This window comes from Streptomyces sp. WMMC940, from assembly GCF_027460265.1.
In the GTDB taxonomy this organism is placed as follows: Bacteria; Actinomycetota; Actinomycetes; order Streptomycetales; family Streptomycetaceae; genus Streptomyces.
In genome coordinates this window covers 4509790-4522616 of record NZ_JAPZBC010000001.1, presented here as the reverse complement: position 1 = coordinate 4522616, position 12827 = coordinate 4509790, and the positions used below count along the sequence as shown (strand labels likewise).

Here is a 12827-nt window from a genome sequence, read left to right as displayed (position 1 = left end):
TCTCTTCGTCGGTTCCGTGTCTTGGCTAGCGTCGCGCGTCGGCGCGGTCGACGCCGTCCCAGACGTTCGAGTACCAGGGACGGCCGACACCGGCCTCCTCGGCACGGGGCTCACGGGCCGCCCGCGGGTCGACCACGATGTACCCGGTCTCGCCGGGCCGGACCATGTGCAGGTGCTCACGGGCCAGCCGCATGACGTACGCGTCGTCCTGGAGGCGGGCCTTCTCGTCGCGCAGCCGCTCCACGCGCTCGCGGGCCGCGGCGGCGAGCCGCTGCTGCTCGGCGATCTCGTTCTGCTGCGACACGTACGCCCGCATCGGATAGGCGAGCGCGACGATCATCGAGCATACGACGAGTGCGAGGAAGGCGGCCCGGCCGGTGAGCCGGGAGCGCCGGGCCTGCCGGCGGGACTGCGAACGGTAGACGCGGGCGGCGGTCTGCTCACCGAGCAGCCGCAGCCTGGTCGCGGTGGAGAACCGGTCCCGGGCCATCAGTGCGCCTTCCCCTTCACGTGCGTACGTCCCCGCACACGGTACGGGACCGTGTGCGGGGACGTACGCAACCTCCGGCCCCCGCCGGGCTAGCCGCCCGGCGGGTCCGTACGGAATCAGCCCTTGAAGCGCGGGAACGCGCTGCGGCCGGCGTACACCGCGGCGTCGTCGAGGATCTCCTCGATGCGCAGGAGCTGGTTGTACTTGGCGACGCGCTCGGAACGGGCCGGGGCACCGGTCTTGATCTGACCGCAGTTGGTGGCGACGGCCAGGTCGGCGATGGTGACGTCCTCGGTCTCGCCGGAGCGGTGGGACATCATGCACTTGAAGCCGCTGCGCTGGGCCAGCTCGACCGCGTCGAGGGTCTCGGTCAGCGAGCCGATCTGGTTGACCTTGACCAGGAGGGCGTTGGCGGCGGCCTCGTCGATGCCGCGGGCGAGGCGCTCGGGGTTGGTCACGAACAGGTCGTCGCCGACCAGCTGGACCTTGGCGCCGAGCTTCTCGGTGATCGTCTTCCAGCCGTCCCAGTCGTCCTCGAACAGCGGGTCCTCGATCGAGACCAGCGGGTAGACGGAGACGAGCTCCTCGTAGTACTCGGTCATCTCGGCGGCCGAGCGGGACTTGCCCTCGAACTCGTAGGCGCCGTCCTTGTAGAACTCGGAGGCGGCGACGTCGAGCGCGAGCGCGATGTCCTTGCCCGGCGTGTAGCCGGCCTTCTTGATCGCCTCGAGGATGAGGTCGAGGGCCTCGCGGTTGGAGCCCAGGTTCGGGGCGAAACCGCCCTCGTCGCCGAGTCCGGTGGAGAGTCCCTTCTCCTTCAGGACCTTCTTCAGGGTGTGGTACACCTCGGTGCCCCAGCGCAGTGCCTCGGAGAAGGACTCCGCGCCGATGGGCGCGATCATGAACTCCTGGATGTCCACGTTGGAGTCGGCGTGCGAGCCGCCGTTCAGGATGTTCATCATCGGAACGGGCAGCAGGTGCGCGTTCGGGCCGCCGAGGTAGCGGAACAGCGGCAGGTCGGACGCCTCGGAGGCGGCGTGCGCGACGGCGAGGGAGACGCCGAGGATCGCGTTGGCGCCGAGGGAGGACTTGTCCGGGGTGGCGTCGAGGTCGAACATCGCCTGGTCGATCAGGCGCTGCTCGGTGGCGTCGTAGCCGACGAGCTCGGGGCCGATCTGCTCGATGACGGCGAGGACGGCCTTCTCGACACCCTTGCCCAGGTAGCGGTTCTGGTCGCCGTCGCGGAGCTCGAGGGCCTCGAAGGCGCCGGTGGACGCACCGGACGGAACGGCAGCACGCCCGGTGCTGCCGTCGTCGAGGCCGACCTCGACCTCGACCGTGGGGTTGCCTCGGGAGTCCAGGATTTCCCGGGCTACGACGACGTCGATGGACGGCACGAGCATCTCCTTCTGGGATGTGACGCGTGAGGTGACACAAGCGGAGCCGTGTCGGTGCAGGGTCGCTTTGGCCTTGCGGCAAGAGCCTAACCGCCTGGGAGGCATCGGCCGGCAGATGCCCGCCCCGTGGGACGAAAAAGCGGTCGGAACGGACAAAGGCCCCGGCCCGGGGGCACCTCCCGTGCCCGCCGGACTGCGGGGGGTACGGGGGATGCCGCACCGGGCCGGGGCCGGGGGACGGTGGTGTGCCGTCGGGTGGTCCGCCGGGCCCACCGGACGGCGGCCGCCCCGGGGACCGCAGTGGGTCCCCGGGGCCGGTCGTCAGCTCAGGTGGAGCTTCTGGCCGGGGTGGATGACGTTCGCGTCCTCGACGATGTCCTTGTTCAACTCGAACAGCTTCTTCCAGCCGCCCTTGACCTTCTCGGCCTCGGCGATCCTGCTGAGGGTGTCGCCGGCCTTGACCGTGTACTCGCCGTCGCCCTTCCTGACCGGGGCGGCGGCGCGCTCGGAGCGGCTGGTCGGGGCCTCGGCTCGCTTCGGGGCGGCGGGCTCGGCGACCTTGGGGGCGGCCGGGGCGGCGCCGTCGTACGAGGCGTTCGACAGTCCGGTGCCGCAGTTCGGCCAGGCACCCTTGCCCTGGCCCGCCAGGACCTTCTCGGCTATCTGGATCTGCTGCGCCTTGCTTGCCTTGTCGGCGGTGGAGGCGAACGCGGTGCCCCCGTAGGCGGCCCAGGTGGAGGCCGAGAACTGCAGCCCGCCGTAGTAGCCGTTGCCGGTGTTGATCGACCAGTTGCCGCCGGACTCGCACTGGGCGACGGCGTCCCACTCGGAGGCGGTGGCGGCGGACGCGGTGCCCGAGGCCATCAGCGGTGCGGCTATGGCGGCACCGGCGACACCGGCGAGCGTGGCGACACGGGTGGACCGCTGGAAGACCGTCGGGCGACGGTGCTTGCCCTTGCCGGAAAGCAGCATCGAAGTTCTCCTCACCGACGCCTGCGAGGTGAGCTGTCGGGTTCGGGCCGATGTGGTGCCCGGCCGTGCGACGAGCGCACGGCTCCACCCCTAGCCGGGCAGCCCTCATCGGGCCTGTCCGGCACTTACCTTGGGTCCCCCGCTCCTGCCTTCGGCGCTTGCGCGACGACTGTTCCCGGCGGCCGCCGGCAGGATTCGGCGTGCGGTCGACGGGGCCCGCGTTGCGAGCAGTTCAGACCGTAAACACACGTCTCCCCGATGTTCAAAGACGAACATCGGGGAGAAATCGCCCAAAACTGACGGGGCAACATGTCCGTTTTCGCAGGTGAGAGCCGTGATGACCGGAGTTGACCGCCTAGCGGCGCCAGTTGACCGGAAGAGACTCTTGTCTCACTCGCACAGAACCGGACATAAGTACCCGAACTACTCCTTCAACTCGCCTTCGCCCAGGCCGAGATCGAGGCTCTGGCCAGGCAGGATGAGGTCCGCGTCAGAGCCGACGACATCCTGGTTCGCCTCGTAGAGGGCGGGCCAGCCGCCGGGCACCTGGTTCGCGTCGGCGATCGACGAGAGGTTGTCTCCGGTGCGAACGACGTACTCGTCTCCCGTGGCGGCGTCGCTCCGTGCCGATCCGTCACCTCGTGAGGCATGGCGCCCCGATTCACGCTCATCGCCCGAATTACCCGACTCATCCCCTTCGGCGGCCGGGGTGCCCCGGTGCTTGCCGGCGCCCGCCTCCGCCCCGGCTTCACCGGACGCCTCCGCGCCCCCACCGGAGCCCTCGGCGGATCCGGCGGACTCCGAGGAGCCGGCCGGCGAGGAGGACTGCTCGGACTGCTCGGACTGCTCGGACGGCTCGGGCGGCCCGGACGGCTCGGACGAGGACTCGCCCGCGCCCGGCTGGGACCCGTCCGGCGAGGAGGCCCCGGCGTCCGGCTCGGGCACGGAATCCGCCCCGTCGCCGAACGAGGGCCCCTTCACGAGGTCGCCCAGCGGGTCGGCCGACGGAGTGCCGGCGGACTCGGAGCCACCGCCGCCCAGGCCCGTGATCACTCCACAGCTCTGCCAGGCGGTAGCGCCCTGGGCGGCGAGCACCATCTCGGCGACGGAGATCTGCTCGGAGGAGCTGGCGAGGTCGGCGCGCGGCGCGTAGGCGGTGCCGCCGTAGGCCTCCCAGGTCTCCTGGGACATCTGGAGGCCGCCGTAGTAACCGTTGCCGAGGTTGGCACTCCAGTCACCACCGCTCTCGCAGTCCGCGACGCGGTTCCAGGTGGCGGTGTCGGCGGCGGACGCGGAACCCGCACCCAGCAGCGGGATGGCGATGGCCGATCCGGTCACCCCTGCCGCGACAATGAGGGCGGGGGCCTGACGAGGTCGGCGGTGTCGGCCGTTCCCGGACAGCATGCGGTGTGCCTTCCGTGTGACTACAGAAAACTCCAGGGTTTCTCGAGGCGATTGAAACCTCGATGACCCGGAGTCGGGGTGAACGTAGCCGCACTCCGACGTCAGTCACAAGTCGATGCAGCGGAGATCACGTGAAAGTCACATTACTGACTGGTCGTCAGATTCAGCGCCGGGTGAATTCAACGGGCAGAGTGCGCAATCCGCGCATGATGAGTCCCCCACGCCACCGCAATTCCGACGGATCGACCGCAAGTCGCAAGTCGGGCAGCCGGGTGAGGAGGGTCGCGAGCGCGGTCTGCCCCTCCAGCCGCGCGAGGGGCGCGCCCAGGCAGTAGTGGATGCCGTGCCCGTACCCGAGGTGCTGGTTGTCCCGGCGGCCGAGATCGAGGGTGTCGGGCTCCGCGAACCGCTCGGGGTCGCGGTCCGCTGCGGCGAGCACGACGAGGACGGGGTCGCCGGCGGCGATGTCCCGTCCGCCGAGCGTCAGCGGCTCGGTCGCGAACCGCCAGGTGGCGAGTTCGACCGGCCCGTCGTAGCGCAGCAGTTCCTCGACCCCGGTGGCCAGCAGACCGTTCTCGCCGGCGGCCAGCGAGTCCTGGAGCCGCTGCCGCTGCCCCGGATTCCGCAGCAGCGCGTACGTGCCGTTCCCGATGAGGTTCACCGTGGTCTCGAACCCGGCGAAGAGCAGGATGAAGGCCATCGCGGCGGCCTCGTTCTCGGTGAGGTGCTCCCCGTGGTCCGACGCCTTGATGAGACCCGAGATGAGGTCGTCGCCGGGGGCTTCGCGCTTGCGGTGGATCAGGTCGGCGAGATAGCCGCGCATCTTCTTCACCGACCGGGCGACACCGCCGCGCGGCCCCCCGCCGTGACGGATCATCATCCCCGCCCAGTCCCGGAAGTCGTCCTGGTCCTCGCGCGGGACGCCGAGCATGTCGCAGATGGCGTAGATGGGGAGCGGGAACGCGAACTCGTGGATGAGGTCCGCGCTCCCCCTCTGTGCGAAACCGTCGATGAGCCGGTCCGTCAGCTCCTGTACCCGGGGTGCGAACTCGGCCACCCGTCGGGGGGTGAACGCCTTCGACACGAGCCGCCTCAGCCGGGTGTGGTCGGGCGGGTCGATGTTCAGCAGATGCGTCATCAGCTCCGCCTTGCGCTCCCCCGGGATCCCCGTCTTCCCCTTCGCGTGCGCGGGCTCGTCGTGATGCGCCGGGTTCTTGCTGAGCCGCTGGTCCGCGAGGGCCTGCCGGGCGTCCGCGTACCGGGTCACCAGCCATGCCTCCACCCCGCTGGGCAGCCTGGTCCGGTGCACCGGCGCGTGCTCGCGCAGCCAGGCGTAGGCGGGGTACGGGTCGGTGGCGAACTCCCAGGTGAAGAGCTCGGGGGCGTCGGGGACGCGGGACGGCCGGTCGTGCATGGGACGACGTTAACCCGCGCCGGGCCGGTCACCCGTTCGGCGGACCTCTCCGCGTTCCCCGTGGGTAGGCTTGCCGTACACGCCAGACTCCGTCGCATGGGAGCGCTGATGAGTGCCGCAGCCGAAGACCGGAGGGAAGACCAGGACGGCCGGGAGGAACAGTACGTGTTCCCGGTCCCGCCCCCCGGTGGGTGGACGGCGGACGACCTCGACCGGATCAAGGGTCTCCCGCCGCACACCGAGCTGATCGACGGGGGACTGTTCTTCGTGACTCCGCAGACCGATTTCCACATGGCCGCACTGCGGCTGCTGGAGAACGCACTGGTGCAGCAGGCACCGGACGACCTCTATGTCGTCCGCGAGATGACCACCAAACTGGGCGTACGCGACCGGCCGGAGCCCGATCTCATGGTGGTTCCGTGGAGCGCCCGCACGGGACCGCAGCAGACCTGGTACGCCCCGGACGACATCCTGCTCGCCGTCGAGATCGTCTCGGACGAGTCCGTGCAGCGCGACCGCGAGCTCAAACCGCGCAAGTACGCGGCGGCCGGCATCCGGCACTTCTGGCGGGTCGAGAAGAGCGACGACCTGCCGGTCGTCTACGTCTACGAGCTCGACCCCGCCACGAACGCCTACGCCGTCACCGGCATCCACCACAACCGGCTGAAGGTCGAGGTCCCGTACCCCGTCGAGGTCGACCTCACCGCCGTGGACCGGCGGCGCGGGAAGCGGGACTGACGCACCCGCCGGAGCGGCCGCCCCTCCCCTTTCAGCCCCGGGCCGCGGACTCCGCCGCACGGATCGCGTCGCGGTAGGCGCGGGCGGCGGCGCGGAGGGCGGCTTCCGGGTCGTGGCCCTCGGCCTCCGCGCGCACGGCCATCGCCAGCAGTTCGTAGCCGACGGCGCGGTCGCCGTGCTCCGTGGGCAGCTCCACCTCCAGCCCGGCCGTGCGCACCCGGCCCGCCAGTTTCGCGGCGAGCGCGAGTCCCGGCTGGCCGAGCGGGACGCCGTCGGTCACCGACTCCCGCCGCTTCTCGATCGCCTTGGTGCGCAGCCAGTGCTCCTTGACGTCCTCCGGGGTCTCGGCACGTGCGTCCCCGAATACGTGCGGGTGGCGGTGGACGAGCTTGTCGACGATGGTCCCGGCGACGTCGTCGATCGAGAACGGCTCGTCCCCCTCCTCCCCGCTCGCCTCCTGCGCGATGCGCGCGTGGAAGACGACCTGGAGGAGGACGTCGCCGAGCTCCTCGCGCAGTTCGTCGCGGTCGCCGTCCTCGATGGCCTCGACCAGCTCGTACGCCTCCTCGATGCCGTACTTGGCGAGGCCCTTGTGGGTCTGCTGCGAGGACCACGGGCACTCGCGGCGGATCCGGTCCATGACCTGGACGAGGTCGAGGAGCCGCGCGCCCGGGAGGTCGTAGGAGCCGGGCAGCAGTTCCAGGTCGGGCATCCGCACCCGGCCGGAGCCCGCCATGCGGGCCAGGCCGTCGGTGAGGGCCTGGTCGCCCTCACCGGTCGCGAGGACCACGGCGGTCCGGCCTCCCGCACAACCGTCCACGAGTTCCTGAGCGGTGGGCGCGGCCACCTCCACGCCGACACCGGCCTCCCTCAGGTACGGGAGCTGCGGGTGCTCCGCGTCGGCGCACAGCACGCGGTCGGCGGCACGCAGGGTCTGCCACGCCGGCCACGACAGCAGTCCGGGCGCGACACGATGGCTGGCGGTGAGCAGGACGATTCGGCCGGGCTCGACGGGCGCTTCAGCGTTCACCCCTCGACCTTACGTCGGGACGGACGGGCGCCGGGGCCGGGTCTCACGGCCGCACGGCAGCCACCGCCACCGGGCCCCTTTCCGTGCGAGCCATCGCCGCCGGATCCCACCGGGCCCCGTGCAAGCGGCCACCGCCGCCGGGTCCCACCGGCCGACCGCGGCCCGGGCGGCCGTCGCTACGCCCCGGCCTGGATCGCCTCCGGCTGCTTGGTGACCTGGGTGATCCACGGTGCCTTGTAGTCACCGAGCTGGATCTTCGTGTCGTCCCACGCGCCGTACCGGGGGTTCACGTCGATGTCGAGCTCCTTGGACGCGGCCGTCAGCGCCGCGCCGACCTTCTGCTGGCCCTCCGGAGTGCCGAGGTCGGCACCGAGCGCCCGGGCCAGCCCGGTCAGCAGGACCTCCTCGCGGACGGCCCGGTCGATCCGGTCCGGAGCCACTCCGCGCTGCTGGAGCAGCATGGCGGCCAGTTGCTCCTCGCCGCCGGACTGCTGGGCCAAGGAGGCGCGGGTGTCCTGGACCTCCTTGCGCGAGGCGGTGACGCCGTTCTTCGCGGCGGCGTGCTCCAGGATCCGGTCGAAGATCATCCCGTGCAGCTTGGCGCGGTTCAGCTGTCCGGTGTTCTTGATCAGCTGGGCGGCCTCGGGCGACGCTTCCTGGGCGGCCCGCACGTCCCTGACCTCCGCCTGGAGCGCGGACACCTCGATCCGGTCGCCCCCGACGACGGCAGCGGCGCCCGGGTGCGCCTCGGTCCCGCAGGCGGCGAGCAGGGGCGCCGCCGAGACGAGCGCGGCGGAGAGGGCGAGCGCGGTGCGACGGCGGCGGTGCAAAGGGGCCTCCTGGCGTGCGGTGGTGATCGTGACGCGGAGCGTTTGTGACGCGGTGCACAAAGACCTTGCGGTGATCGATGGTAGGCAGTCGGCGTGGCGCAGGCCACTACTTCGCCGCCACTGATTCGGTCAACGATTCGGAAGGCGGTCGGGGTGCGGCGCCGCGCACCCGTTCCGTACGGGCAGGCCTGATCGGCGGGGAACGGGGCATCCGTCGGACGAGGGAGGGCAGGGCTATGGGTGCGCTCAGGGCTGTGTCGTGGTGGGTGAAGGTGTCGGTCGGCGTCCTGCTGGTGACCGCGCTGCTGGTGGTGGGCACCCAGCTGCGGGCGCTGCCTGGGCTCGGCGGTCTGTTCGATGAGGAGACGCACGACCGCTCGGGGCCGGCGGTGCTGGAGTCCGTCCAGGACATGAGCCGCTACCAGGCCGCCACGGGCAACTTCCAGGTCGTGGTGGACCTGGAGAAGGACACCAGGTACCTGCCGGACGCCCTGCGCGGCACCAGGGTGCTGTACGTCGGAGCGGGCACCGTGGACGCGTACGTCGACATGGGGGCTCTCGGGGAGAGGGACGTCACCGTGGACGAGCAGCGCACGGCCGCGACGATCCGGCTCCCGCACGCCGTCCTCGACCGGCCCGCGCTCGACCCGGACCGCTCCTACGCCGTCTCGAAGCAGCGCGGTCTGCTCGACCGGCTCGGCGATCTCTTCTCCGGCAACCCCAACAGCGAACAGGCCGTCCAGCAGCTCGCGGTACGGCACATCGCCACCGCCGCGAGGGAGAGCCGGCTGACGGCGCAGGCGGAGCGGAACACGACGCGGATGCTGGAAGGGCTCCTGCGCTCGCTCGGGTTCAGCAAGGTCACCGTCGTCTACGGGGGATGAACGGCGCCCCCGGCGGCGGCGGACCCTCGTCGCGGGAAGCGCGAAGGCCGACCGGACCGCTACCCGCTGTACGGGGGCGTCAACGGAAGGACACCAAGACTTCACCCGAATGGCCCCCGTTGGTGGCCCCTTGAGCGGAAATCGCGGCGTAACCTCCCGGCCATGCCTTCCCTCCTGAGCAACCGGCTGGCGAAGCGGATGCTGCGTCCGGCGTTCTCACTGGTGGAGCAGCGCCTCGAGCGTGCCACCACCTCACTCCAGGCCGATCTCGACGCCCTGCACCACGAAGTGGCCGACCTGCGGCGGCAGAGCTACGGGCTCGGGCTGCTGCTCGACCACTCCGGACGGGACGGCCACCGGATGCCCACCGCGACCCAACTGGACACACTGGTGCGGGAGGTGACCACGGTGACGGGCGCCTCCGGTGAGCACGCGCGCCGCGATCTGACGGTGGCGTACCGCACGGTGGTGGCACTGGAGGCGCTGGGCGTCGGTCGGCTGGCGGGCTCGACCTCGGACATCTGCGGGAAGCTGGCGACCGTGCCACTGCTGGCCCCGCCGAACGAGGAGGTCCTGGAGATCGGCACCCAGCACGGACTGTTCGCGGCCGCCCTGCTGCGCATGCTGCACCGCGCGGGCGTCGAACCGCGGCTGACGGTCGTCGACCCGCTTGCCGGCGCCCTCGTGCCGACCGCTACCGCGCCCGCCCCGGTCAGGGAGGACGTAGTCCGGGCCAACCTGGCGCTGTGCGGGAGCCGTTCGGGAGCCCAGGCCCGGCTCCTGCGGGGGGCGTCCGCCGACTCCGGAGTGCGCGCCGAGGTGTCCGACCGGCGCTACGGCGTGGTCGTCCTGGCCGGTGACCCGTCCGTGGAGGGCGTGCTCGCGGATCTGGACCTCACGGAGGAACTCGCCGCCGAGGGCGCGGTCGTCGTCCTCGACGGACACGGCGACGACACCCGCCCCGGAGTCGCCGGGGCCCTCGCCGAGCGGCTCGCCGACGGCTCCCGCCTGAGGCTGCTGGGTGTGGTCGCGGGAACGGCCTTCCTCCGGGCCGGGTGACCCCGCCGGATCGCGGCCGCCCGCTCCCCCGGCGGCCTCGCTCCGGCAACCCCGCCGGATCGGAAGCGGCCCCTCAACCGGTGCGGAACTGGCGCTGGCGGTCCAGCGACCGGCGCAGCTCCACGGCGAGCGGGTGGCCGGGGCCGTACACGCGTTCCGTGTCGAACAGCAGGTTCTGCAGCTGCTGATGCCCCGCGGTGTGGTCGCCCATCGCCAGGAGCAGATGCCCCATCCGGTGCCGGATGTCGAAGGCCCGCGAGGGGTCTCCCCCGGTCCTGTGCCGGCTCTCGTAGTGGGGAAGCACCGCCCGGTACTCGGCGAGCGCCGCGGCCGTCTCCCCCAGCTGTTCCAGGCACTGCGCCGCGTCGTAGCGGAACTGGAGCGTCTGCGGGTCGCCCGGCCCCGCCTCCGCGGCCCGGTCGTCCGCGAGTCGCCGCAGCTCGGGCAGGGCCCGGCGGTACTGGCCGTCGTCCATCAGCGTCGTCGCGTACTGCTTGCGCAGGATGCGGACGACCGGGGACCGCTCGCCGTGCTCCGCGGCGGCCGCCGGGAGGATGCCGCCGAGGATGTCCACGGCCCGCGTGATGCTGCCCTCGCCGAGGAGGCGCTTGACCTCGTCGACGGCGGCGGCGACGTCGGGGCGGTCGGCCACCGGAGCCGCCGCGGCGACCACCCGCGGATCGGGTGGCGACGTCGCCGTCGCCCGGTCCGGCCACGGCGCGTGCGGGCGCAGGAAGGGGCGGGTCGGATCGAGCGGCCCGGCGGGCGCGCCGGGCCCCGTGGGCAGCAGCGGCGTCAGGGCCTCGTACACCTCCTGGGCACCGGAGGGCCGGTGCTGAGGGTCCTTGGCGAGCAGCCGCAGGACCAGCGCCTCCAGCTGCTCGGGGACCTCGGGCCGCAGCTGCCGCACCGGCAGCGGGGGCTCGTAGAGATGGCGGTGGAGCACGCCCAGCGCGGTGGAACCCGCGAACGGCACATTGCCGCTGAGCAGTTCGTGGAGCAGCACGCCGAGGGCGTACAGGTCCGTGTACGGGCCGACGGCACCGCCCATGGCCTGCTCGGGCGCCATGTACGCCGGGCTGCCGATCGGCGATCCGGTGTGGGTGAGGCGGGTGGTGTCCGTGTCGATGACGGACGCCACACCGAGGTCGAGGACGGTGACCGTACCGTCCGGCTTCACCATCACGTTCCGCGGTTTGAGGTCACGGTGGACGATCGGGACGGCGTGCACGGCACCGAGGACGGAGCACAGTTGGGCGGCGACGGAGACGGCCCACTCCCAGGGGTACGGGTCGTGCTCGGCGAGGTGGTCGGCGAGGTCCGCCCCCTCCACGTACTGCATGACGAGGTACAGGTCGTCGCCGTCGCTGCCGGCGTCGTGCACGGTGACCAGACCCGGGTGGGTCACCTGGGCCGTGACGCGGCACTCGCGGACGAAGCGGCGCCGCATCTCGTCGGCGGCCGTCGCGGGCGCCATGTGGTCGGGGCGGAGCAGTTTCACGGCCACACGCCGGTCGAGCCGCTGGTCGTAGCCCGTCCAGACCTGGCCCATGCCGCCCTGGCCTATGACGGTGGAGAGTTCGTAGCGTCCGGCGATGACGCGACCGTTCACCGGTCACCGCCGTCGGAACGGGGCTCCCGGCGAAGGAGGTCGCTGAGTTCGTCGAGTTCGGCGCGGACCTGGTCGATACGGCGGTTCGGCTCGTGGCCCGCGGCCGGGCCGGAGGCCGGCGGCTGCGGCCCGGACTGCGAAGGCGCCGGCGAGGGCGACTGCCGCGGCACGGGAGGGTGCTGCACGGGCCGGGCGTACGGGTTCGGCGCCGCCGCCCCGGTGCCCTGCGGATAGCCGTACGCCGGCGGGTGCGGCGGCAGTCCGTACCCCGCGGCCGGGCCCGCGCCGGACTTGAGCCGCTCGTAGTGCCGGGTCTCCGCCAGCACGTAGTACGTGATGGACCCGACCATCACGAGGGTGACCCAGCCGAGGATGGTGAAGCCCACGGCGTCGGTCATCTCCCCGTTCTCCGGGGTGGAGACACCGGCGAAGACCATCATTCCCACGTTGGCCGCGACGGTGGCGCAGAAGAGGACCCAGTCGACCGGCTTGCGGGTGACGATCGCGAGCCGCAGCATCGGCACCCAGGCGAGCAGGCTGCAGCTCAGCACGGCCGCCGCGATGAAGACCACGCGCAGGGTGATCAGCGTGCCGTCGGAGGGACGGCCGGCGGGTGGAGGCGGGTAGCCGTGGCCGTGGCCCTGCATGGCTGCTCCTGGGACTGGTGCGTTCACTGGCGTGAGTTCACGGACTGCTCGTCGGACGAGGTCCGAGCGTATACATCGACAGCGACATCCGGCCGTGGGTTGTACCGAACCGTTGTTGAACCGATCACGCCGCGACCGGTCCCGGATCCGGCCGCCGGCCCCGCCCGTGCCAGGACGGCCGGTCGCCGGCCCCCGGGCTCGGGGCGGCCGGCCGGCCGCGGGACGCCGTGCCGCACCGCCGTCGTCACCGCACCGCCGCGGGACGCCGTGCCGCACCGCCGCGGGACGCCGCGACGCCGCGACGCCGACCGCGCGGGTCGCACGTCGCCGTACCACGCGGGTCGTGCGTC

General features: G+C 72.0%; 12 protein-coding genes and 1 riboswitch. Of the genes, 3 read left to right on the top strand and 9 right to left on the bottom strand.

The annotated features are described in order from the left end of the window. Positions 1–25: 25 nt before the first annotated feature. The 5 genes from O7595_RS19910 to O7595_RS19890 form a co-directional block, all read right to left on the bottom strand. The gene (locus O7595_RS19910; protein WP_269730013.1) at positions 26–490 is read right to left on the bottom strand and encodes an FtsB family cell division protein; all 465 of its coding nucleotides are present in this window, start codon (positions 488–490) and stop codon (positions 26–28) included. A gap of 116 nt (positions 491–606) precedes the next feature. Next, positions 607–1887, bottom strand: a complete 1281-nt coding sequence (gene eno / locus O7595_RS19905) for a phosphopyruvate hydratase (RefSeq protein ID WP_269730012.1) — start codon at positions 1885–1887, stop codon at positions 607–609. A 321-nt stretch (positions 1888–2208) separates the two neighbouring features. Next, positions 2209–2859 (bottom strand): transglycosylase family protein, encoded by a 651-nt coding sequence (locus O7595_RS19900; RefSeq protein WP_269730011.1) that lies wholly within the window; start codon positions 2857–2859, stop codon positions 2209–2211. A gap of 3 nt (positions 2860–2862) precedes the next feature. Beyond that, positions 2863–3026, bottom strand: a riboswitch (cyclic di-AMP (ydaO/yuaA leader). A gap of 256 nt (positions 3027–3282) precedes the next feature. Further along, positions 3283–4263, bottom strand: a complete 981-nt coding sequence (locus O7595_RS19895) for a transglycosylase family protein (RefSeq protein ID WP_443071671.1) — start codon at positions 4261–4263, stop codon at positions 3283–3285. A gap of 163 nt (positions 4264–4426) precedes the next feature. Beyond that, on the bottom strand, positions 4427–5677 hold the full coding sequence (locus O7595_RS19890) for a cytochrome P450 family protein (RefSeq protein ID WP_269730009.1): 1251 nt from the start codon (positions 5675–5677) through the stop codon (positions 4427–4429). A gap of 108 nt (positions 5678–5785) precedes the next feature. On the opposite strand from O7595_RS19890, the gene O7595_RS19885 reads away from it, so the two are divergent. Further along, positions 5786–6415 (top strand): Uma2 family endonuclease, encoded by a 630-nt coding sequence (locus tag O7595_RS19885; protein WP_269730008.1) that lies wholly within the window; start codon positions 5786–5788, stop codon positions 6413–6415. Between the two features lie 31 nt (positions 6416–6446). Here the strand turns inward: O7595_RS19885 and O7595_RS19880 are convergent, their stop codons facing one another. Both O7595_RS19880 and O7595_RS19875 read right to left on the bottom strand, forming a co-directional pair. Further along, entirely contained in the window at positions 6447–7445 is a 999-nt protein-coding gene (locus O7595_RS19880; protein WP_269730007.1) for a nucleoside triphosphate pyrophosphohydrolase, read from the bottom strand. Positions 7446–7621: 176 nt separating this feature from the next. Then, complete coding sequence (locus O7595_RS19875; protein WP_269730006.1) at positions 7622–8275, bottom strand: SurA N-terminal domain-containing protein; 654 nt, start codon at positions 8273–8275, stop codon at positions 7622–7624. 236 nt (positions 8276–8511) lie between these two features. Between O7595_RS19875 and O7595_RS19870 the strand changes: the two genes are divergently transcribed. After that, positions 8512–9159, top strand: a complete 648-nt coding sequence (locus O7595_RS19870) for a DUF4230 domain-containing protein (RefSeq protein ID WP_269730005.1) — start codon at positions 8512–8514, stop codon at positions 9157–9159. 162 nt (positions 9160–9321) lie between these two features. Further along, positions 9322–10218: a class I SAM-dependent methyltransferase gene (locus tag O7595_RS19865; RefSeq protein WP_269730004.1), complete on the top strand. Its 897-nt coding sequence runs from the start codon at positions 9322–9324 to the stop codon at positions 10216–10218. Positions 10219–10291: 73 nt separating this feature from the next. Here the strand turns inward: O7595_RS19865 and O7595_RS19860 are convergent, their stop codons facing one another. Both O7595_RS19860 and O7595_RS19855 read right to left on the bottom strand, forming a co-directional pair. Beyond that, positions 10292–11830: a serine/threonine-protein kinase gene (locus O7595_RS19860; protein ID WP_269730003.1), complete on the bottom strand. Its 1539-nt coding sequence runs from the start codon at positions 11828–11830 to the stop codon at positions 10292–10294. Then, positions 11827–12477, bottom strand: coding sequence for a hypothetical protein (locus O7595_RS19855; protein ID WP_269730001.1), 651 nt, complete (start codon positions 12475–12477; stop codon positions 11827–11829). The genes O7595_RS19860 and O7595_RS19855 overlap by 4 nt, the downstream gene beginning before the upstream one ends. Positions 12478–12827 lie beyond the last annotated feature (350 nt).

Coding starts and splice junctions, on each gene's coding strand:
- O7595_RS19900 (WP_269730011.1), bottom strand. CDS start 2,859: ATGCTGCTTTCCGGCAAGGGCAAGCACCGTCGCCCGACGGTCTTCCAG.
- O7595_RS19895 (WP_443071671.1), bottom strand. CDS start 4,263: ATGCTGTCCGGGAACGGCCGACACCGCCGACCTCGTCAGGCCCCCGCC.
- O7595_RS19870 (WP_269730005.1), top strand. CDS start 8,512: ATGGGTGCGCTCAGGGCTGTGTCGTGGTGGGTGAAGGTGTCGGTCGGC.
- O7595_RS19855 (WP_269730001.1), bottom strand. CDS start 12,477: ATGCAGGGCCACGGCCACGGCTACCCGCCTCCACCCGCCGGCCGTCCC.
- O7595_RS19910 (WP_269730013.1), bottom strand. CDS start 490: ATGGCCCGGGACCGGTTCTCCACCGCGACCAGGCTGCGGCTGCTCGGT.
- O7595_RS19865 (WP_269730004.1), top strand. CDS start 9,322: ATGCCTTCCCTCCTGAGCAACCGGCTGGCGAAGCGGATGCTGCGTCCG.
- O7595_RS19890 (WP_269730009.1), bottom strand. CDS start 5,677: ATGCACGACCGGCCGTCCCGCGTCCCCGACGCCCCCGAGCTCTTCACC.
- O7595_RS19885 (WP_269730008.1), top strand. CDS start 5,786: ATGAGTGCCGCAGCCGAAGACCGGAGGGAAGACCAGGACGGCCGGGAG.